Below are 19,996 nucleotides of genomic sequence, written 5' to 3' on the forward strand. Positions count from 1 at the left end.
TCAGCCCAGGAAAGCCAGTGCCCGGGCAGCCTCGGCCAGTTCCAGCTCGCTGAACACCTGCACGCCATGGCGCTTGAGCAACGCCGCCGTCACCCCTTCGCCGCTGACCTTGACCCCGCTGAACGTGCCGTCATAGGTCAGCAGATTGCCACAGGACGGGCTGTTGGCCTTGAGTACGGCGATGCGGATGCCGTGCTGTTGCACCAGTTCCAGCGCTTGATGTGCTCCGGACAGAAACTGCGCACTGACATCCTCGCCCTCAGTGGTGATCACCAGCGCCCGGCCGTCGAGCACTTGCGCGCCCTGCCCCCCGGGAATTTCCGCCGCCGCCCGTGGCGTTGGCAGCCCACCGGCCACTTCCGGGCACAACGGCACTACCCGGCCTTCGTCGAGCCACAGTTGCAGCAGATCGAACGGCCCGCTCGCCCCGCCGTCATAACGCACGCGGTGGCCCAACAGGCAGCGACTGACCAAAATCTTTTCCATCTCAGAACGGCTCGTTGCCACGGCGACGGAACCAGCCGGTCAACGACAGGCGATCACGGGTCGCGGGCAGGACTTCGTGGGGCACCTCACCCGACAGAAACACCACCAGACAACCACCTATAGGCTGCACGTCGTAGGCTCGGTCATTGTCCAGGTACATGCGCAACTGACCGCCGTGCTCAGGCAACCAGGCGTCATTGAGGTAAACCACCGCCGAGACCATACGCCGGTCGTCATCGCGGAAGCGGTCGACATGCTTGAGGTAGAAGGCGCCGGGCGGATACATCGCAAAATGGCTTTCGAAATCCTCCAGCCCCAGAAACAAGCCACGATTGATCGCCTCGCGCAGGCTGTCCATCAGGCTCAGGTAGCTGTCGCAGGCTTCGGCCTGACCGGGATCGATCCACTGGATATGATCACCACGGATCCCTTCGCGGATCTCCGACGTCGGCCCGCGGCCCACGGCGGCCGGGGACAGTTCACCCTCGGCGGCACGTTTACGGCACTCGGCCGCCAGTGCCCGGGTCAGATCCAGGGGCAGGAAAATATTCTGCTGCGACCAGCCGTGCTCGGCCAGGTCGTCGACGATTCGTAACAGCAGCGGGTGATCAGAGGATATTTGCATGGCGCGCATAGTATTCCTGTGCCCGGAAATCCGACAGAGCCACGCAGCGGGTTGATACGAATTCTCGACAAGTAGGGATGCCACACGGAGAATAGTCGCCTGCTGACAGGAGTCCCTATGCGCCGTTTGCTTTTATCACTGTTGATGCTCTGCGTTTTGCCCGCCTGGGCAGACGGCCATGACCAGTTGTACAAGGTCGCCGGCTGGCCGGAACAACGCGCGCATTTCACCGACGCCCTTTCAGCCGCTCAGCAACGCTACCAGAGCAGCCTGCCACCGGCGGTATTTCAGGCGCTGCTTACCAACAGCAATCAACGCTTTGCTGCCAATGCGGTGGACCAGCGTGCCGAAGCGCAGTTGCGCAAGAACCTCGCCAACCCGAAACCGGCGCTGACCTTCTTTCAGTCGCCCCTGGGCAAGAAGGTCGTCGCCGCCGAGTTGCTGGCGACCCGTCGCGACCAACTGGCAAAAAATGCCAAGGGTTTGCCGAAGATGCAGGCCAGCGACAGCCGTATGCTGATTATCGGTCACCTGGCCCAGGCCCTGCCTGCTCGCGAGGCCGGCGCGGAAGTCAGCCTGGCGATTGCCGGCGTGGCTGCGGACAGCTTGAGTTCGATGATCCCCGGTTTGCTTGGCACCGGTCAGGCCCAAAGCATGTTGAATGGACAGCGCCAGCGCCTGATGGACCAGATTGGCAGCGATCTGAACAACACGCTGCTGTATGTGTATCGCGACCTGTCGGACAACGAACTGGAAGAATTCGCCACCTTTGCCGAGTCGGCTGAAGGCCAGGCGTATTACCAGGCGGCCCTGGCGGCGATTCGGGCGGGGTTGGCGGTGGGGCAGAGTTCGTCGAATCTCACCCAATGATCTTCGGCGCCTTGTAAATAGCTTTCGCGAGCAAGCCCGCTCCCACAGGGGATCTGCGTCGATCACAAATCCAATGCAGGAGCGGGCTTGCTCGCGAAGAGGCCCTGGCTGTCGCTAAGAATTGCGGCCCTTGATCCGCTTGCTCAAGAACCCGAAATACTCCTGGCGCATCACCAGCGTCTCATTCGCCAGATGATGCCGCCCCTCTGGCAACATCAACACCTGCGGCCGATCGAATTTGCCGCGCAGCACTTGCAGATTGTGCTGCCAGTCCACCGTCATGTCCGCCTGCCCCTGCACAATCAGCGGGCGCCGAGTGCTCAGGGGCGCGGCTTCAATGCGTTTGATCCAGCGCGACAGCGCGCCCACCCAGGCCGTCGGCAAACGCAGCGGCTGCAATGGATCGGCCTGCAGGAATGGCAAAAAAGCCGGGTCGTTGGAGTTCTCGCTGAAGCGCCGGGCAATGGCTTTGACGAAAGGCTTGAGCAGGTAATAACTCAGCTGCGACCAACCCCAGGCCCGTGGCCGCACCAGCGGTGACAACAGAATCACCTGGCCCTGGGCCGGGCTGCTCGCACCGGCATTGAGCACGTGATCGACCACAATCGCCCCGCCCGTGCTTTGCCCGCACAGGTGCCATGGCTGCGGCAGATCAAGGGACTGCGCCTCGCGAAACAGCCCTTGCAGCGTGTCCTGATACTCGGCGAAATCCTTGATGCTGGCGCGCTCGCCGCTGGATAGCCCATGCCCCGGCAGGTCGCAGGCAATTACCGCAAAGTCCTGGTCCAGCGCCCACTCGATCACATGCCGGTAAAGCCCGGTGTGGTCGTAGAAACCGTGGAAGACAAACAGCGTCGCCTTCGCCCGTTCCGGCCACCAGAACTGGCTGACCAGTTCATAACCATCGACCTCGAAGCGCCCCAGGCCACTGCGAACCTGACGCTTCGCGAAATCCAGCCCGTAGAACCGCTGATAGGCCTGCGCCTGCGCCGATAACGGCTGCATGGCCGCCAGTGGCCGCAGGCTGGCACGCAAATCATCAGGGTCAAAAGTGGCAGACATGAACAATTCCAGAGCATGAAACGGACTTTATAGACCTGCGATATTCATCTGTAGCGGCAAGCATGGCAAGCTGGGCGGCCTTCGAGGATTGATACCCATGCGCTCGCCCTACCGCACCACTTTGTTTGCCAGCCTGCTCGCCCTGGTGTGCGCCGGGGTGCTGTGGGCGGCTTACGACTGGTTTCAAGGGCGTTACCTGCGTGCCTTCAGCGAGCATACCGCAGTGTTTTCCGGCGACCCGTTGCGCCTTCCGGAAAACCTCGCCGGCCCCGGCGCCATCCGCCTGGTGCATTTCTGGGACCCGGCCTGCCCGTGCAACGTCGGCAACCAACAACACCTGAGCGAACTGGTCGAGCGCTATGAGCCCCATGGCGTGGAGTTCTATGCGGTACAAAAGCCCGGCAGCCATGGCCAGTTACCCAACACCTTGAGCGACCTCAAATCCATCACCGTCCTGCCCGGCTCCGAACAGATTCCCGCCAGCCCGGCCGTGGCGATCTGGGATCGCAGCGGCAAACTGGCGTACTTCGGCCCCTACAGCGAAGGCCTGACCTGCAACTCGAGCAACAGCTTCATCGAACCGATCCTGCAAGCGCTGGATGAAGGCCGTGCGGTGAGTGCCACGCATACGCTGGCTGTGGGCTGTTACTGCCCGTGGCCGGTCGATCCGGCGAAATAGGGACAAGCACGGCAAAACGAATCCCTCCTATGGGCGATGCGCCAAAGAGTCGGGCCGTGATAAACAATGGCACCAGGGAACACAATAACAACAAGGAGTTTTCATGAAACGTAGCCTGATCGCGCTTGTTCTTCTGATCGTTGTCCTCGCCGCCGGTGCCGGCGGGTACCTCTACAGCAAGCAGCCGTCACGCCAGGGCACGATGCAGTTGCAACACCTGCAAGGCCCGGTCACCGTTCGCTACGACGAACGCGGCGTCCCGCATATTCGCGCCGAGAACGAAACCGACCTGTACCGCGCCCTCGGCTACGTGCATGCCCAGGACCGCTTGTTCCAGATGGAAGTCCTGCGTCGCCTTGCCCGCGGCGAGCTGGCCGAAGTGCTCGGGCCGAAACTGCTCGATACCGACAAATTGATGCGCAGCCTGCGCATTCGCGAGCGCGCCGAAACCTACCTGGCGAACCTGGACAAATCGACCCCGGCCTTTATCGCCATGCAGGCCTACCTGGACGGCATCAACCAGTATCAGGACAGCCACGCCCGCCCCGTCGAATTCGATGTGCTGGGCATTCCCAAGCGCCCATTCACTACCCAGGACACCATCAGCATCGCCGGCTACATGGCCTACAGCTTTGCCGCGGCGTTTCGCACCGAGCCATTGCTGACCTATGTTCGCGATCAGTTGGGGGCGAACTATCTGGATGTGTTCGATCTCGGCTGGCAGTCCAAGGGCGTGCTGGCGAACCATCACAACGCCAGCGTGCCGCCACTGGCCAATGCCGACTGGAAAGACCTCAATGCCCTCGCCCGACTGAGCGAGCAGGCACTGGCCGACAATGGCCTGCCACAGTTCGAGGGCAGCAACGCCTGGGTCGTCGCAGGCGGCCGCACCCAAAGCGGCAAGCCGCTGCTGGCCGGTGATCCGCATATCCGCTTTTCCGCGCCGTCGGTGTGGTACGAAGCGCAGCTCTCGGCGCCGGGCTTCGACCTTTACGGCCACTATCAGGCCCTGATGCCGTTCGCTTCGCTGGGCATGAACCGCGACTTCGGCTGGAGCATCACCATGTTCCAGAACGATGACCTCGACCTGATCGCCGAGAAGGTCAACCCGGACAACTCCAACCAGGTCTGGTATCGCGGCGAATGGGTGGACATGACCACCAGCGAGCAGCAGATCGCGGTCAAGGGCCAGGCGCCGGTGACGCTGGTACTGCGCCAGTCGCCGCACGGCCCGATCGTGAACGACGCCCTGGGTGCCAGCGTCGGCAACACGCCGATCGCCATGTGGTGGGGCTTCCTGGAAAGCCAGAACCCGATTCTTGAAGGCTTCTATCAGCTCAACCGCGCCGAGACCCTGAGCAAAGCCCGCAGCGCCGCCGCCAAGATCCATGCACCAGGCCTGAATGTGGTGTGGGCAAACGCCAAAGGCGACATCGCCTGGTGGGCAGCTGCGCAATTACCCAAGCGTCCCGCCGGCGTGCGCCCGGAGTTCATCCTGGACGGCAGCACGGCCGAGGCGGACAAGGACGGCTTCTACCCGTTCAGCGCCAACCCGCAGGAAGAAAACCCGGCACGGGGCTACATTGTCTCGGCCAACTTCCAGCCGCTATCACCAACAGGCATGGAGATTCCCGGCTATTACAACCTTGCCGATCGTGGCCAGCAGCTCGATCGCCAACTGGGCGACAACGCCGTCAAGTGGGACCTGGAAAACAGTCAGAAGCTGCAACTGGGTACCACCACCGCCTACGGCCCTCGCCTATTGGCGCCGCTGCTGCCGGTATTGCGTGAAGTGGTCAGCGATCCCGCTGAACTCAAACTGGTGGAACAACTGGCCCTGTGGCAAGGCGACTACCCGCTCGATTCGACCAGCGCCACGCTGTTCAATCAGCTCCTGTTCAACCTGGCTGACGCCGCAATGCACGATGAACTGGGCAACGACTTCTTCGAAACCCTGCTCTCGACCCGGGTGATTGACGCCGCGCTGCCGCGCCTGGCCGCCACTGCAGATTCGCCATGGTGGGACAACCGCGACACTCCCGGCAAGGAAACCCGCGCCGACACCGTGAAGGCTGCGTGGCAGGCGAGCATCGCCCACCTCAAGACCACTCTGGGTGCGGACTTTGCCCAATGGCAATGGGGCAACGCCCACACACTGACCCACGGCCATCCCCTGGGGCAGCAAAAACCGCTGGACCGGTTCTTCAATGTCGGTCCATTCGCCGCCCCTGGCAGTCATGAAGTGCCGAACAACCTTTCGGCGAAGATCGGCCCGGCTCCGTGGCCCGTCACCTACGGCCCCTCGACCCGGCGCCTGATCGACTTCGCCGACCCGGCCCACAGCCTGACCATCAACCCGGTTGGTCAGAGTGGTGTGCTGTTCGACAGCCACTATGACGATCAGGCCGAAGCCTATGTCGACGGGATGTATTTCCAGGCGCATCTGAGTGATGAAGAGGTCACGGCCAATACACGCAGTACGTTGAGGCTGGTGCCGGCGCGGGCTGCGCAGTAGGTCTTTGCTGGCCGGGCTGACGCCATCGCGGGCAAGCCCGCTCCCACAGGGGTCTGCTGTGTAGCGCAGGCAGCAATCACACCAGAGATTCGCTTAGGGATCAGGAGTCGGGGTTCTGGCCGATGAGCTTCGTTAAGGCCGTCCGGACAACCCACTGGATGGCATAGAAACCTGTAGGCGCCGGCTTGCTGGCGATGGTGTGTCAGTCGACATCAATGCTGCTGAACCACCATCGCCAGCAAGCCGGCTCCTACAAAGTATCTGGGTTGGCCACAGGATAGCGGTCAACCCGATTTCAGGCTCATGCCGCTTGCGGAGCCTGAGCGCGACGCACGTCCGGTTGTTTCCAGGAGTCGGCTGCCGCTTCTTCGATCGCCAGCTGGATCGCCCGCTTGCGGTTCTCTTCGGCGCGACGGCTGAAGAACCAGACGAGGAAGGTCACCAGCGAAACCGCCAACAGAATCAGGCTGGCCACGGCGTTGATCTCAGGCTTCACGCCCAGGCGCACTGCCGAGAACACTTCCATCGGCAGGGTCGTGGAACCCGGGCCCGACACGAAGCTGGCCAGCACCAGGTCGTCCAGCGACAGGGCGAAGGACATCATGCCACCGGCCGCCAGCGACGGCGCGATCATCGGGATGGTGATCAGGAAGAATACCTTCCACGGCCGCGCGCCGAGGTCCATGGCCGCCTCTTCGATGGACAGGTCCAGTTCACGCAGGCGCGCCGACACCACCACCGCCACATACGCCGCACAGAAAGTCGTGTGCGCGATCCAGATGGTGACGATGCCCCGCTCCTGCGGCCAGCCGATCATCTGTGCCATGGCCACGAACAGCAGCAACAGCGACAGACCGGTGATCACTTCGGGCATCACCAGCGGCGCGGTGACCAGGCCGCCGAACAGCGTGCGGCCCTTGAAGTGGGTGATGCGGGTCAGGACGAACGCAGCCAATGTACCCAGTGCCACCGCAGCAATCGCCGTGTAGCAGGCGATTTCCAGCGAGCGCAGCACCGAGCCCATCAGTTGGGTGTTGTCGAGCAGGCCGACGTACCACTTGATCGACCAGCCGCCCCATACCGTCACCAGTTTCGAGGCGTTGAACGAGTAGATCACCAGGATCAGCATCGGTGCGTAGATGAACAGCAAACCGACTACCAGCATCAGGCTGGAGAAACTGAAGCGCTTCATTCTTTGCCCTCCATTTCCTTGGCCTGACTACGGTTGAACAGAATGATCGGCACAATCAGGATCGCCAGCATCACCACCGCCAGGGCAGACGCCACCGGCCAGTCGCGGTTGTTGAAGAACTCTTGCCAGAGCACTTTACCGATCATCAGGGTTTCCGGACCGCCGAGCAGTTCCGGGATCACGAACTCACCCACGACCGGGATGAACACCAGCATGCAGCCGGCAATGATGCCGTTCTTCGACAGCGGCACGGTGATCTTCCAGAAGCTGTTGAAGGTGCTCGAACCCAGGTCGGAGGCGGCTTCCAGCAGGCTGTTGTCGTGTTTCACCAGGTTGGCGTAGAGCGGCAGGATCATGAACGGCAGGTACGAGTACACAACCCCGATGTAGACCGCCAGGTTGGTGTTGAGGATCTGCAGTGGCTCGTTGATCCAGCCCATGCTCATCAGGAAACCGTTAAGCAGACCGTTATTGCTGAGGATGCCCATCCACGCATACACGCGGATCAGGATCGCGGTCCAGGTCGGCATCATGATCAGCAGCACCAGCACCGTTTGCATTTCCTTGCGGGCGGTGGCGATACCGTAGGCCATCGGGTAGCCGATCAGCAGGCAGAGGATGGTGCTGATCAGCGCCATCTTCAACGAGCCGAGGTAGGCGGCGATGTACAACTCGTCGTCGCCCAGCATCGCATAGTTGCCCAGGTTCAGCAGCAACTGCAGTTTCTGTTCGGCGTAGCTGTAGATTTCGGTGTAGGGCGGAATGGCTACGTCGGCTTCGGCGAAGCTGATCTTCAGGACAATGAAGAACGGCAACATGAAGAACAGGAACAGCCAGATGAAGGGCACCCCGATGACCAACTGGCGGCCACCGGGAATTATTCGATTGAGGCGCCGTTTGAACTTGCGCATGTTCATGAGCGAAGTACCACGCCGCTGTCGTCTTCCCACCACACGTAAACCTGATCGCCCCAGGTCGGACGCGCGCCACGACGTTCGGCGTTGGCCACGAAAGACTGGACGATCTTGCCGTTTGGCAGCTCGACGTAGAACACCGAGTGGCCGCCCAGGTAGGCAATGTCATGCACCTTGCCGCTGGACCAGTTGTACTCGCAGGTCGGCATATCGGCGGTAACCAGCAGTTTTTCCGGACGGATCGCGTAAGTGACCGACTTGTCCTGCACCGAAGTGCTGATGCCGTGGCCGACGTAGATGTTGCGGTCCACGTCCTTGCAGGTAATCAGGGCGTGGCCCTCGGCGTCGTCCACCACTTCGCCTTCGAAGATGTTGACGTTGCCGATGAATTCGCAGACCAGTCGACTGGTCGGGGTTTCGTAGATGTCGATCGGGCTGCCGATCTGGGCGATCCAGCCCAGGTGCATGATCGCGATGCGCTCGGCCATGGTCATGGCTTCTTCCTGGTCGTGGGTCACCATGACGCAGGTTACGCCGACGCGCTCGATGATCTCGACCAGCTCAAGCTGCATTTGCGAGCGCAGTTTTTTGTCCAGTGCGCCCATCGGTTCGTCAAGCAGCAACAGCTTCGGCCGCTTGGCCAGCGAACGGGCCAGTGCCACACGCTGGCGTTGACCACCGGACAACTGGTGCGGCTTGCGCTTGGCGTACTGGCTCATCTGCACCAGCTTGAGCATTTCGGCCACGCGAGCGTCGACTTCCGCCGCCGGGATCTTGTCCTGCTTGAGGCCGAAGGCGATGTTCTGCGCCACGGTCATGTGCGGGAACAAAGCGTAGGACTGGAACATCATGTTGATCGGCCGCTCGTACGGCGGCATGTCGGTGATGTCTACGCCGTCGAGGAAAATGCGACCCTCCGTGGGCCGTTCGAACCCTGCCAGCATGCGCAGCAAGGTGGATTTGCCCGATCCAGAACCGCCGAGCAGGGCGAAAATCTCGCCTTTCTTGATTTCCAGGGACACATCGTCCACCGCAATCGTCTCGTCGAACTTCTTCGTTACCCGGTCGATTTTGACCAGGACCTGTTTAGGTGTCTGGTCGCCCTCGAGGGCTTTCTTATAGGCGCCGGAGGCAACTGCCATTTACGAAACTCCCAGAAAAAAAGAGTGCAGTTCGCTCAAGGTGAGCCAACCTTGGATAGTTTGAGCCTTGTCGCTATTTACCCGACTTGACCTTGGTCCAGCTGCGGGTCATCAAACGTTGAATGTTTGGTGGTAATTCGACCGACACGTAGGTCTTGTCGAGCACCTCTTGCGGTGGATAAACCGCTTCGTCGGTGCGAATGGACTGTTCCATCAGTTTGTCCGACCCCGGGTTCGGGTTGGCGTAGCCGACGTAATCACTGACCTGGGCGATAACGTCAGGCTTGAGCAAATAGTTGATGAAGGCATGGGCCTCTTTGGCGTTGGCCGAGTCCTTCGGAATCGCCAGCATGTCGAACCAGAGCGCACCGCCCTCTTTCGGAATCGAGTAGGCGATGTTCACGCCCTTCTTGGCCTCTTCGGCGCGGTTTTTCGCCTGGAAGATATCGCCAGAGAAACCGATGGCTACGCAGATGTCGCCGTTGGCCAGATCCGCGATGTATTTGGAAGAGTGGAAGTAGGTCACGTAAGGCCGCACCGCGAGCAACTTGGCCTCGGCCTTTTTGTAGTCTTCTGCGTTGGTGCTGTTGGCGTTCAGGCCCATGTAATTGAGCACTGTCGGCATCATTTCATCGGCGGAATCGAGGAACGCGACGCCACAGCTTTGCAGCTTCTTGATGTTCTCCGGCTCGAACAGCACGCCCCACGAATCAATGGTATCGACGCCCAGCACAGCCTTGACCTTGTCGACGTTGTAACCGATGCCGTTGGTGCCCCACAGGTATGGCACGGCGTACAGGTTGCCCGGGTCGTTCTGCTCCAGGCGCTTGAGCAACACCGGGTCGAGGTTCGAATAGTTCGGCAGCTGCGACTTGTCGAGCTTCTGGAACGCCCCCGCCTTGATCTGCTTGCCGAGGAAGTGGTTCGACGGCACGACCACGTCGTAGCCGGTACGCCCGGCCAGCAGCTTGCCTTCCAGGGTTTCGTTGGAATCGAACACGTCATAGACCGGTTTGATCCCGGTCTCTTTCTGGAAGTCGGCCAGGGTGCTCTCACCGATGTAATCCGACCAGTTATAAATATGCACAGTACCGGCAGCCTGGGCACCGACAGCGATGGACAGGCCGGCGACGGCCAGCATGGTGTTGCGCAACAAAGAAAAAATAGGCAAGTGGAGGTCCTCTAAAATTAGTTGGGCCCAAGTTGCCCCGCGTTACATGACAACCGTGGTTGCCTGGCAACAAAACCGGCGCGCAACTTAACCTCGAAAAACCGTTCCAGCAAAACTTTTATGCACAGACACCTGTAGGAGCGAGCATGCTCGCGATGGTCTTCAACGATGACGCTGGGTGCCTGGCACCCCGCAGTGCTCTCTGGTTCATCGCGAGCGGGCTCGCTCCTACAGGTGTTTTTTTATTTACCGGATTTGATCTTGGTCCAGCTGCGGGTCAGGATCCGCTGGGTCGCGGCCGGCAAATCGGCAATCGCGTACAGCTTGGCCAGCACGTCCGCCGGCGGGTAGATGCCTGGATCTTCGGTGATTTCTTTTTCGACCAATGGGGTGGCGGCCGCGTTACCGTTCGGGAAACGCACGGCGTTGGTGATTTCAGCCATGATTTCCGGCTTCTGCAAGAAGGTCATGAACTTGTAGGCGCCTTCCACGTTTTCGGCATCTTTAGGGATGGCGACCATGTCGTAGAAGCTGCCTGCACCTTCTTTCGGAATGTTGTAGCTGACTTTTACCTTGTCACCAGCTTCAGCCGCACGGGACTTGGCCTGGTAGATGTCACCCGAATAACCTACGGCTACGCAGATGTTGCCGTTCGCCAGGTCGGAGATGTACTTGGACGAGTGGAAGTAGCCCACCGAAGGACGAATCTTCAGGAACAGTGCTTCGGCTTCGGCCAGTTGTTTTTTGTCCTGGCTGTCGGTTGGATAGCCCAGGTAATGCAATGCCACCGGAATCATCTCGGTTGGCGAATCCAGGAAACTGATACCGCACGATTTCAACTTCGCTGCGTTCTCAGGTTTGAAGAGCAGGTCCCAGGAATTGGTTGGCGCATCGGCACCCAGTGCAGCCTTGACCTTCTCGGCGTTGAAACCGATACCGATCGAGCCCCACATGTACGGGAAGGCATGTTCGTTGCCCGGGTCACTGACCGATACCGCCTTGAGCAGGTCGGTGTTCAGGTTTTTCCAGTTGGGCAGCTTGGACTTGTCCAGCTTCTGGTAGACACCGGCCTTGATCTGCTTGGCCAGGAAGTTGTTCGACGGTACAACGATGTCGTAACCGGACTTGCCTGCCAGCAACTTGGCTTCCAGGGTTTCGTTACTGTCGAAAACGTCGTAGACGACCTTGATGCCCGACTCGTCTTCAAACTTCTTGACGGTGTCCGGGGCAATGTAATCGGACCAGTTGTACACGTGCAGAACCTTGTCGTCGGCCTGAGCCGCACCTGCCATCACGCCCATCAGGGACATGGCGAGGAGTGTCTTGCCTGCGAGCTTTTTACCTAGTGCCTTCATGCGTGATGCTCCAAATTTTTCTTTTTTTGAACCACTTGTTCAGCAGCCGAACCAGGGCAACTGGAACTGCGGCTAGTCTGGCAAGATCCACATCGGTCTTTCAAGGAACTGCAATGTTTTATGACAGCTCTGAGCGAAAATTCCTGTTTCCGTAGAAGCACCCGGGATTCCCGCTCAAAGCCTAGCACTTAGGCCTGCAATGCACTCAGGGTCAGGTCAAGGCACTTGCGGGCCTTGGCCACCAGCTCATCGATCTCCGCCGGTGTAATCACCAGCGGCGGAGCGATGATCATGGTGTCGCCGACCGCGCGCATGATCAGGCCGTTGTCGAAGCAGAACTGCCGGCAGTTCATGCCGACGCCTTTGCCTTCGTAGCGCTTGCGCGTGGCTTTGTCCTGCACCAGTTCGATGGCGCCCAACAGGCCAACCCCACGAACTTCACCCACCAGAGGATGATCGTTCAGTTCCCGCAGGCGTTTCTGCAAATACGGTGCCGTTTCTGCATGGACACGCTCGATGATTTTCTCTTCGCGCAGGATACGAATGTTTTCCAGGGCCACCGCAGCGGCCACCGGGTGCCCGGAGTAGGTGAAGCCGTGGTTGAAGTCGCCGCCCTCATTGAGCACTTCCACGACTTCATCACGCACGATCAGGCCACCCATTGGGATGTAGCCGGACGTCAGGCCTTTGGCAATGGTCATCATGTCGGGCTTGAGGCCGTAGAAATCGGTACCGAACCACTCACCGGTGCGCCCGAAACCACAGATTACTTCGTCCGCCACGAACAGGATGTCGTACTTGGCGAGGATTTCCTTGACCCGCGGCCAGTAGGTGTCTGGCGGAATGATCACGCCACCGGCGCCCTGGATCGGCTCGGCAATAAAGGCACCGACGTTGTCGACGCCGACTTCCAGAATCTTCTCTTCCAACTGGTTGGCTGCCCAGATGCCGAACTCTTCAGGGGTCATGTCGCCGCCTTCGGCGAACCAGTACGGCTGGGCAATGTGGACGATGCCCGGAATCGGCAAGTCGCCCTGTTCGTGCATGTAGGTCATGCCACCCAGGCTCGCGCCGGCCACGGTGGAACCGTGATAACCGTTCTTGCGGCTGATGATGACTTTCTTGTTCGGTTGGCCCTTGATCGCCCAGTAGTGGCGAACCATGCGCAGCATGGTGTCGTTGCCTTCGGAGCCGGAACCGGTGAAGAACACATGGTTCATGCCTTCAGGTGCGATGTCGGCGATGGCCTTGGCCAGTTCCAGCACCGGTGGGTGAGCGGTCTGGAAGAACAGGTTGTAGTAAGGCAGTTCGCGCATCTGCTTGCTGGCGGCATCGGCCAGTTCATCGCGACCGTAACCGATCGCAACGCACCACAGGCCGGCCATGCCGTCGAGGATCTGATTACCCTCGCTGTCCCAGAGGTAAACACCCTTGGCGTTGGTGATGATCCGCGGGCCTTTCTCTTTCAGCTGCTTGAAGTCACTGAACGGGGCCAGGTGGTGATCGTTGCTCAGGGTTTGCCATTCACGGGTTTGCGGGTTGTTGCTGGTCATGTGAATCTCCTAAAAAAAATCAGTGAAAGCGCCACCCGACAACAGCGGCGCCCGGCGTGTCAGACGGCAAACAGCAGGAATTCCCGTTCCCACGAGCTGATCACGCGCTTGAAGTTTTCATGCTCGGCCCGCTTGACCGCGACGTAGCCAGTGATGAAATTTTTACCCAGGTATTTCTCGATCGTCGCGCTGTTTTCCATGCGCTCCAGCGCATCTTCAATCGTCAGCGGCAGGCGCAGATTGCGGCGCTCATAGCCACGACCCACCACCGGCGCGCTCGGGTTCAAGCCCTCGACCATGCCGATGTAACCGCACAACAGGCTCGCGGCAATCGCCAGGTACGGGTTGGCATCGGCACCCGGCAGGCGGTTTTCCACCCGACGGTTCTGCGGCCCGGCATCCGGAACCCGCAGGCCCACGGTGCGGTTTTCTTCGCCCCATTCCACGTTCACCGGTGCCGAGGTGTCCGGCAGGAAGCGGCGGAACGAGTTGACGTTGGGTGCAAACAACGGCAACAGCTCGGGAATCAGTTTCTGCAGGCCACCGATGTGGTGCAGGAACAACTGGCTCATGGTCCCGTCTTCATTGGAGAAGATGTTCTTGCCGGTCTCGATGTCGATGATGCTCTGGTGCAAGTGCATGGCACTGCCAGGCTCACCGGTCATCGGCTTGGCCATGAACGTCGCGGCCACGTCGTGCTTGAGTGCGGCCTCGCGCATGGTGCGCTTGAACACCAGAATCTGGTCAGCCAGGGACAAGGCATTACCGTGACGGAAGTTGATTTCCATCTGCGCCGTGCCGTCTTCGTGAATCAGCGTGTCCAGATCCAGTTCCTGCAGCTCGCACCAGTCGTAAACGTCTTCGAACAGTGGATCGAATTCGTTCGCCGCTTCGATGGAGAACGACTGACGACCGGTTTCCGGGCGACCGGAGCGGCCGATGGGTGGCTGCAGCGGGTAATCCGGGTCATCACTGCGTTTGGTCAGGTAGAACTCCATTTCCGGCGCCACGATGGGCTGCCAGCCTTTGTCGGTATAGAGTTTCAGTACCTTTTTGAGCACGTTGCGCGGCGACAACTCGATCGGGTTGCCTTGCTTGTCGTAGGTGTCGTGGATCACCTGCGCGGTGGGTTCGATGGCCCACGGCACGAGAAATACCGCGTTCTGGTCGGGCCGGCAGATCATGTCGATGTCGGCCGGGTCAAGCAGCTCGTAATAGATGTCGTCTTCGACATAGTCGCCGGTTACGGTTTGCAACAGAACGCTTTCCGGCAGGCGCATGCCTTTTTCGGCGATGAACTTGTTGGTCGGCGAGATCTTGCCCCGGGTGATCCCGGTCAGGTCGCCAATCATGCATTCGACTTCTGTGATCTTGTGGTCTTTCAACCAATCGGTGAGCTGGTCGAGGTTGTTACTCATAAATGCCTCTAGGCTTGAGTTGTCTGACCCTTGAAAGTCAGGCGTTGTTTGACGCATCGGCGTCGCGTTGAAAGGCGTGTCTGCAGCAGGCTATCGTGTTGCCCGGCGGGGCTACAGAAATCAGGCGTGCACAATCGCAAGCGGCGCCTTTGCACGATGGCCAAGCCGCTATGGTGAATCGGTTCTATATTGAATGGAGTAACGGTAATGGGGGTGCCATTTCGGCCGTCCAGAATATCGGACGGGAATTGTCGAAACGCCAGCGACGGGATAATCAACACCGCCGCTTCAGCCACAGCGTTGGTATCGTTGTCGCCGCTGATGTGACAAGCATGCTGACCGAGCTTGCTTGAGCAGTCGGTGACGCCGATTAACGGCAGGCGAGACATGAAGCACCCCGGTATTATTGCTGTTATGGGTTTGATTCGAGCTTAGCCTTGTTCATTTTTTTACACAACACCCCCGTAAAAAATACAACACGGCCCGCTCAAGCCTGCGGCCGCCATCGCGTCCAAGGTTATAAAAACGCCCCAAAGTGCCCCAATAAAGCCATACGAGCGCTTTTTTAGGGCAAAAGAGGCCTCGCTTGACTTCGGCAGGCCGTTCGGGTTGACTGAAACCAGAAAAGATCAATGATTGATATTTTTAACAACAAAGGTGTTGCATCATGTCGGTACCCCCGCGTGCCGTTCAGCTTAACGAAGCGAACGCGTTCCTTAAGGAACATCCTGAGGTTCTGTACGTTGACCTTCTGATTGCGGATATGAATGGTGTGGTGCGCGGCAAGCGCATTGAACGCACCAGCCTCCACAAGGTTTACGAGAAAGGCATCAACCTGCCGGCCTCTCTATTTGCCCTGGATATCAACGGCTCTACGGTGGAAAGCACCGGCCTGGGCCTGGACATCGGCGACGCCGATCGAATCTGCTATCCAATCCCCGACACCCTGTGCAACGAGCCATGGCAGAAGCGCCCGACCGCGCAACTGTTGATGACCATGCACGAACTCGAAGGCGATCCTTTCTTCGCCGACCCGCGGGAAGTTTTGCGACAAGTCGTGACCAAGTTCGATGAGCTGGGCCTGACTATCTGCGCCGCGTTCGAACTGGAGTTCTACCTGATCGACCAGGAGAACGTGAACGGCCGGCCACAACCACCGCGCTCGCCGATCTCCGGCAAACGCCCGCATTCGACTCAGGTCTACCTGATCGACGACCTCGATGAATACGTCGATTGCCTCCAGGACATTCTGGAAGGTGCCAAAGAGCAAGGCATCCCGGCCGACGCCATCGTAAAGGAAAGTGCCCCGGCGCAGTTCGAAGTGAACCTGCACCACGTGGCCGACCCTATAAAGGCCTGTGACTACGCGGTCCTGCTCAAGCGCCTGATCAAGAACATCGCATACGACCATGAAATGGACACCACCTTCATGGCCAAGCCGTACCCGGGCCAGGCAGGTAATGGTCTGCACGTACACATTTCGATTCTCGACAAAGACGGCAAGAATATTTTTGCCAGTGAGGATCCCGAGCAGAACGCCGCACTGCGTCACGCGATCGGCGGTGTGCTCGAGACCCTACCAGCGCAGATGGCTTTCCTCTGCCCGAACGTCAACTCGTACCGTCGTTTCGGCGCCCAGTTCTACGTGCCGAACTCCCCGTGCTGGGGCCTGGATAACCGCACTGTGGCGATCCGCGTACCAACCGGCTCCTCGGATGCCGTGCGCATCGAACACCGAGTGGCTGGTGCCGATGCCAACCCGTACCTGCTGATGGCTTCGGTCCTGGCTGGCGTTCACCACGGTCTGGTCAACAAGATCGAGCCGGGTGCACCGGTGGAAGGCAACAGCTACGAGCAGAACGAGCAGAGCCTGCCGAACAACTTGCGCGATGCCCTGCGTGAGCTGGACGACAGCGAAGTCATGGCCAAGTACATCGATCCGAAATACATCGATATCTTTGTCGCCTGTAAAGAGAGTGAGCTGGAGGAGTTCGAACACTCCATCTCCGACCTCGAGTACAACTGGTACCTGCATACAGTGTAAGCGGTTGCAGTAAAAAACAACGCCGCGAGCCTCACAGCCCGCGGCGTTTTTTTATGGCCGCCTTCGGCGGATCGCCAGCAGGCTGGCTCCCACAGGGATCGGCTGACATCAAACTTTGTGGCGAGGGGGCTTGCCCCCGTTGGGCCGCGAAGCAGACCTGAAACATGCGATTTCGTTGCATCAGAAACGCGGCAAGTGTCGGACTCGGGAGTGCTTCGCCCTCCAACGGGGGCAAGCCCCCTCGCCACAGGTATGGATCAATCCTGCGCTCTGCGTACAATGCCCGCTGCCCCGCAGGAGACTCCAATGACACGCGTAGCCACCGCCCGCAAACCCCGCGCACGCAGCCAGGCGCGGATCGACTCGATCCTCGATGCCGCCCGCACGCTGCTGGCCGCCGAGGGCGTGGCCAGTTTGTCGATCTATAGTGTTGCCGAACGCGCGCAGATCCCGCCCTCCTCCGTCTACCATTTCTTCGCCAGCGTCCCCGCCCTGCTCGAAGCCCTGACGGCCGACGTCCACGCCGCCTTCCGCGCCTGCCTGCAAGCACCTATCGACCATGATGCATTGAGTGGTTGGCATGACCTGTCGCGGCTGGTCGAGCAACGCATGCTGGACATCTACGAAGAGGACGCCGCCGCCCGCCAGCTCATCCTTGCCCAGCATGGCCTGACCGAAGTCACCCAGGCCGACCGCCAGCACGACATCGAACTGGGCGTCCTGATGCACAAGCTCTTCGACCAGCACTTCGAGTTGCCGAAGCTGCCGGGTGATGTCGACGTGTTTGCCCTGGCCATGGAGCTGGGTGATCGGGTTTATGCGCGCTCGGTGCAGCAGCACGGGCAGATTACGCCGCGCATGGCCGAGGAAGGGATGCGGGTGTTTGATGCGTACCTGGGGTTGTATTTGCCGCTCTATCTTCCCAAGCGAGATTTCCAGTAGCCTGACCGGCCTCATCGCGGGCAAGCCCGCCCCCACAGGTTTATTGGTCGAAAACAAAATCTGTGTACGCTGGAGATCCTTGTGGGAGCGGGCTTGCCCGCGATGGCCGCACCACTTATCCCAAGACAAGCACACATGGAAAAACCCCGAAGGGCTCAAACCCTTCGGGGTTGTTGTTTACGCATGTGGCTCACAACTTGGCGATCGAGACCTCGGTGGATTTAACAAACGCGATCACTTCGCTGCCGACCGCCAGTTCCAGCTCTTTCACCGAACGTGTAGTGATCACCGAAGTGACGATGCCGGACGCGGTCTGCACGTCGATTTCCGACAGCACATCACCGAGGACGATTTCCTTGATGGAGCCTTTGAACTGGTTGCGAACGTTGATGGCTTTGATAGTCATGGTGTTGATTCCTGTCGTTGGGGAAAACTTGAGTTATTGAGCCCAGCGCAACTGCGTGGGCAAGGGTGAAACAGGTTCCGGTTCCGGCGGCTGGCCCGGGAGCGCCAGCACGCGATTGAGCACTTCGGTTTCCAGCGCCGCCAGCCGATGAGAGCCTCGAACCCGAGGGCGCGGCAGTTCCACGTGCAGGTCCAGGCCGACTTCGCCGTCTTCGATCAGGATCACCCGATCGGCAATCGCCACCGCTTCGCTGACGTCATGGGTCACCAGCAATACGGTGAAGCCGTGTTGCTGCCACAGCCGTTCGATCAGTTGCTGCATTTCGATTCGGGTCAATGCATCCAGGGCACCCAAAGGCTCGTCGAGCAATAACAGGCGCGGCTGATGGATCAGCGCACGGGCCAGGGCCACGCGTTGCTTCTGCCCGCCGGACAACGCTGCCGGCCACTCATTGGCGCGATCGGCCAGGCCTACCGCGTCCAGTGCCGCCAGCGCTTGTGGCCGCCAGTTGCCCTTGAGGCCCAGCCCGACGTTGTCGATGATTTTTTTCCACGGCAGCAGACGGGCCTCCTGGAACATCAGTCGAGTGTCTTCCCGGGCATCGCTGAGTGGCGCGGCACCGGCGAGCAAATCACCGCCCGTGGGCTGGTCGAGACCGGCAAGCAAGCGCAGCAAGGTACTTTTGCCGCAGCCGCTGCGACCGACCACGGCGACGAATTGCCCCGCCGGAATATGCAGGTCAATATCGCGCAGCACCTGCCGCGCGCCGAAAGTCTTTTGCAGGTTGCGCACTGCCAGCGGAATCCCGCGCAGCAAGCGTGGAGGTTGTTGAGCCGTCATGCCGCACCTCCTTTGGCTACTTGATACGCCGGATGCCAGCGCAGCCATACGCGCTCAAGCCCTCGGGCCGCGAGGTCGGCGAGTTTGCCGAGCACCGCGTAGAGCAGAATCGCCAGCACCACCACGTCGGTCTGCAAAAACTCCCGGGCGTTCATCGCCAGATAGCCGATGCCGGAACTGGCCGAGATGGTTTCAGCAACGATCAGCGTCAGCCACATAAAGCCCAGGGCAAAGCGCACGCCGACCAGAATCGAAGGCAACGCGCCCGGTAGAATCACCTGCCAGAACAGGCTGAAACCGGACAAGCCATAACTGCGCGCCATCTCTACCAGCGCCGGATCGACGTTGCGGATGCCGTGGTAAGTGTTGAGATAGATCGGGAACAACGTGCCCAATGCCACCAGGAAAATCTTCGCCGACTCGTCGATGCCGAACCACAGGATCACCAGCGGAATCAGCGCCAGGTGCGGTACGTTGCGGATCATCTGCACCGAGCTGTCGAGCAGGCTTTCGCCCCACTTCGACAGACCGGTGATGAAGCCCAATACCAGACCGATGCTGCCACCGATGGTGAAACCCAGCGCCGCGCGCCAGCCACTGATCGCCAGGTGCGTCCAGATCTCGCCGCTGCGCACCAGACTGACCCCGGCCTCAATCACCGCGATTGGCGCCGGCAGAATCCGTGTCGACAACCAGCCAGCCGACACCGACAACTGCCACACCGCCAGCAACAACACCGGCAACGCCCAGGGCGCAAGGCTGTGGATGATTTTCTTCATGGC

The 19,996-nt window shown here is 60.0% G+C and carries 19 protein-coding genes; 5 read left to right on the forward strand and 14 right to left on the reverse strand.

Annotation, left to right across the window (positions count from 1 at the left end; translation table 11 throughout):
* Together AC07OG_RS00800 and AC07OG_RS00805 are read right to left on the reverse strand one after the other, a co-directional pair.
* Window positions 1–486: a 2-thiouracil desulfurase family protein gene (locus AC07OG_RS00800; RefSeq protein WP_495065994.1), complete on the reverse strand. Its 486-nt coding sequence runs from the start codon at window positions 484–486 to the stop codon at window positions 1–3.
* A 1-nt stretch (window position 487) separates the two neighbouring features.
* Window positions 488–1,120, reverse strand: coding sequence for a 2OG-Fe(II) oxygenase (locus tag AC07OG_RS00805; RefSeq protein WP_495065995.1), 633 nt, complete (start codon window positions 1,118–1,120; stop codon window positions 488–490).
* A 108-nt stretch (window positions 1,121–1,228) separates the two neighbouring features.
* On the opposite strand from AC07OG_RS00805, the gene AC07OG_RS00810 reads away from it, so the two are divergent.
* A complete protein-coding gene (locus AC07OG_RS00810) occupies window positions 1,229–1,981 on the forward strand; it encodes a DUF2059 domain-containing protein (RefSeq protein WP_060542452.1) in 753 nt (250 codons plus the stop codon).
* Window positions 1,982–2,095: 114 nt separating this feature from the next.
* Here AC07OG_RS00810 and bipL read toward each other — a convergent pair whose 3' ends face one another.
* Window positions 2,096–3,043 (reverse strand): phospholipase BipL, encoded by a 948-nt coding sequence (bipL, locus tag AC07OG_RS00815; RefSeq protein ID WP_495065996.1) that lies wholly within the window; start codon window positions 3,041–3,043, stop codon window positions 2,096–2,098.
* A gap of 97 nt (window positions 3,044–3,140) precedes the next feature.
* On the opposite strand from bipL, the gene AC07OG_RS00820 reads away from it, so the two are divergent.
* Window positions 3,141–3,722, forward strand: a complete 582-nt coding sequence (locus AC07OG_RS00820; protein WP_495065997.1) for a DUF6436 domain-containing protein — start codon at window positions 3,141–3,143, stop codon at window positions 3,720–3,722.
* A gap of 103 nt (window positions 3,723–3,825) precedes the next feature.
* Window positions 3,826–6,237, forward strand: a complete 2,412-nt coding sequence (locus AC07OG_RS00825; RefSeq protein WP_495065998.1) for a penicillin acylase family protein — start codon at window positions 3,826–3,828, stop codon at window positions 6,235–6,237.
* Between the two features lie 301 nt (window positions 6,238–6,538).
* Here AC07OG_RS00825 and AC07OG_RS00830 read toward each other — a convergent pair whose 3' ends face one another.
* From AC07OG_RS00830 to AC07OG_RS00865, 8 genes are all read right to left on the reverse strand, one after another.
* The gene (locus AC07OG_RS00830; RefSeq protein ID WP_060542456.1) at window positions 6,539–7,429 is read right to left on the reverse strand and encodes an ABC transporter permease subunit; all 891 of its coding nucleotides are present in this window, start codon (window positions 7,427–7,429) and stop codon (window positions 6,539–6,541) included.
* Window positions 7,426–8,307 (reverse strand): ABC transporter permease subunit, encoded by an 882-nt coding sequence (locus tag AC07OG_RS00835; protein ID WP_236707815.1) that lies wholly within the window; start codon window positions 8,305–8,307, stop codon window positions 7,426–7,428. Before AC07OG_RS00835 ends, AC07OG_RS00830 begins: the two co-directional genes overlap by 4 nt.
* A gap of 35 nt (window positions 8,308–8,342) precedes the next feature.
* The gene (locus tag AC07OG_RS00840) at window positions 8,343–9,485 is read right to left on the reverse strand and encodes an ABC transporter ATP-binding protein (protein WP_495065999.1); all 1,143 of its coding nucleotides are present in this window, start codon (window positions 9,483–9,485) and stop codon (window positions 8,343–8,345) included.
* A 73-nt stretch (window positions 9,486–9,558) separates the two neighbouring features.
* Window positions 9,559–10,656, reverse strand: a complete 1,098-nt coding sequence (locus tag AC07OG_RS00845) for a polyamine ABC transporter substrate-binding protein (RefSeq protein ID WP_495066000.1) — start codon at window positions 10,654–10,656, stop codon at window positions 9,559–9,561.
* Between the two features lie 242 nt (window positions 10,657–10,898).
* On the reverse strand, window positions 10,899–12,011 hold the full coding sequence (locus AC07OG_RS00850) for a polyamine ABC transporter substrate-binding protein (RefSeq protein ID WP_060542460.1): 1,113 nt from the start codon (window positions 12,009–12,011) through the stop codon (window positions 10,899–10,901).
* Window positions 12,012–12,199: 188 nt separating this feature from the next.
* Window positions 12,200–13,564, reverse strand: coding sequence for an aspartate aminotransferase family protein (locus AC07OG_RS00855; protein ID WP_495066001.1), 1,365 nt, complete (start codon window positions 13,562–13,564; stop codon window positions 12,200–12,202).
* Window positions 13,565–13,623: 59 nt separating this feature from the next.
* Window positions 13,624–14,982: a glutamine synthetase family protein gene (locus AC07OG_RS00860; protein ID WP_060542462.1), complete on the reverse strand. Its 1,359-nt coding sequence runs from the start codon at window positions 14,980–14,982 to the stop codon at window positions 13,624–13,626.
* 8 nt (window positions 14,983–14,990) lie between these two features.
* The gene (locus tag AC07OG_RS00865) at window positions 14,991–15,371 is read right to left on the reverse strand and encodes a hypothetical protein (protein WP_495066002.1); all 381 of its coding nucleotides are present in this window, start codon (window positions 15,369–15,371) and stop codon (window positions 14,991–14,993) included.
* Between the two features lie 278 nt (window positions 15,372–15,649).
* On the opposite strand from AC07OG_RS00865, the gene AC07OG_RS00870 reads away from it, so the two are divergent.
* Both AC07OG_RS00870 and AC07OG_RS00875 read left to right on the forward strand, forming a co-directional pair.
* Window positions 15,650–17,026 carry a glutamine synthetase family protein gene (locus AC07OG_RS00870; RefSeq protein WP_218423619.1) on the forward strand — a complete coding sequence of 459 codons (1,377 nt, stop codon included), beginning with the start codon at window positions 15,650–15,652 and terminating at the stop codon, window positions 17,024–17,026.
* A gap of 306 nt (window positions 17,027–17,332) precedes the next feature.
* Window positions 17,333–17,968, forward strand: coding sequence for a TetR/AcrR family transcriptional regulator (locus tag AC07OG_RS00875; protein ID WP_495066003.1), 636 nt, complete (start codon window positions 17,333–17,335; stop codon window positions 17,966–17,968).
* Window positions 17,969–18,158: 190 nt separating this feature from the next.
* On the opposite strand, the gene AC07OG_RS00880 is transcribed toward AC07OG_RS00875, so the two are convergent.
* Genes AC07OG_RS00880 through ssuC form a run of 3 tightly spaced genes read right to left on the reverse strand, consistent with a single transcriptional unit; the run spans window position 18,159 to window position 19,993 of the window.
* On the reverse strand, window positions 18,159–18,374 hold the full coding sequence (locus AC07OG_RS00880; RefSeq protein ID WP_007967989.1) for a TOBE domain-containing protein: 216 nt from the start codon (window positions 18,372–18,374) through the stop codon (window positions 18,159–18,161).
* A 33-nt stretch (window positions 18,375–18,407) separates the two neighbouring features.
* Window positions 18,408–19,214 (reverse strand): aliphatic sulfonates ABC transporter ATP-binding protein, encoded by an 807-nt coding sequence (ssuB, locus tag AC07OG_RS00885; protein WP_060542465.1) that lies wholly within the window; start codon window positions 19,212–19,214, stop codon window positions 18,408–18,410.
* A complete protein-coding gene (gene ssuC, locus AC07OG_RS00890) occupies window positions 19,211–19,993 on the reverse strand; it encodes an aliphatic sulfonate ABC transporter permease SsuC (protein WP_060542466.1) in 783 nt (260 codons plus the stop codon). Before ssuC ends, ssuB begins: the two co-directional genes overlap by 4 nt.
* Window positions 19,994–19,996: the final 3 nt, after the last annotated feature.

Source organism: Pseudomonas sp. GW821-FHT09H03, from assembly GCF_059415945.1.

Excerpts from the sequence above, each read along its gene's own strand:
- AC07OG_RS00800 (WP_495065994.1), bottom strand. The coding sequence starts at position 486 with ATGGAAAAGATTTTGGTCAGTCGCTGCCTGTTGGGCCACCGCGTGCGT.
- AC07OG_RS00805 (WP_495065995.1), bottom strand. The coding sequence starts at position 1,120 with ATGCGCGCCATGCAAATATCCTCTGATCACCCGCTGCTGTTACGAATC.
- AC07OG_RS00810 (WP_060542452.1), top strand. The coding sequence starts at position 1,229 with ATGCGCCGTTTGCTTTTATCACTGTTGATGCTCTGCGTTTTGCCCGCC.
- bipL (WP_495065996.1), bottom strand. The coding sequence starts at position 3,043 with ATGTCTGCCACTTTTGACCCTGATGATTTGCGTGCCAGCCTGCGGCCA.
- AC07OG_RS00820 (WP_495065997.1), top strand. The coding sequence starts at position 3,141 with ATGCGCTCGCCCTACCGCACCACTTTGTTTGCCAGCCTGCTCGCCCTG.
- AC07OG_RS00825 (WP_495065998.1), top strand. The coding sequence starts at position 3,826 with ATGAAACGTAGCCTGATCGCGCTTGTTCTTCTGATCGTTGTCCTCGCC.
- AC07OG_RS00830 (WP_060542456.1), bottom strand. The coding sequence starts at position 7,429 with ATGAAGCGCTTCAGTTTCTCCAGCCTGATGCTGGTAGTCGGTTTGCTG.
- AC07OG_RS00840 (WP_495065999.1), bottom strand. The coding sequence starts at position 9,485 with ATGGCAGTTGCCTCCGGCGCCTATAAGAAAGCCCTCGAGGGCGACCAG.
- AC07OG_RS00850 (WP_060542460.1), bottom strand. The coding sequence starts at position 12,011 with ATGAAGGCACTAGGTAAAAAGCTCGCAGGCAAGACACTCCTCGCCATG.
- AC07OG_RS00855 (WP_495066001.1), bottom strand. The coding sequence starts at position 13,564 with ATGACCAGCAACAACCCGCAAACCCGTGAATGGCAAACCCTGAGCAAC.
- AC07OG_RS00860 (WP_060542462.1), bottom strand. The coding sequence starts at position 14,982 with ATGAGTAACAACCTCGACCAGCTCACCGATTGGTTGAAAGACCACAAG.
- AC07OG_RS00865 (WP_495066002.1), bottom strand. The coding sequence starts at position 15,371 with ATGTCTCGCCTGCCGTTAATCGGCGTCACCGACTGCTCAAGCAAGCTC.
- AC07OG_RS00870 (WP_218423619.1), top strand. The coding sequence starts at position 15,650 with ATGTCGGTACCCCCGCGTGCCGTTCAGCTTAACGAAGCGAACGCGTTC.
- AC07OG_RS00875 (WP_495066003.1), top strand. The coding sequence starts at position 17,333 with ATGACACGCGTAGCCACCGCCCGCAAACCCCGCGCACGCAGCCAGGCG.
- AC07OG_RS00880 (WP_007967989.1), bottom strand. The coding sequence starts at position 18,374 with ATGACTATCAAAGCCATCAACGTTCGCAACCAGTTCAAAGGCTCCATC.
- ssuB (WP_060542465.1), bottom strand. The coding sequence starts at position 19,214 with ATGACGGCTCAACAACCTCCACGCTTGCTGCGCGGGATTCCGCTGGCA.
- ssuC (WP_060542466.1), bottom strand. The coding sequence starts at position 19,993 with ATGAAGAAAATCATCCACAGCCTTGCGCCCTGGGCGTTGCCGGTGTTG.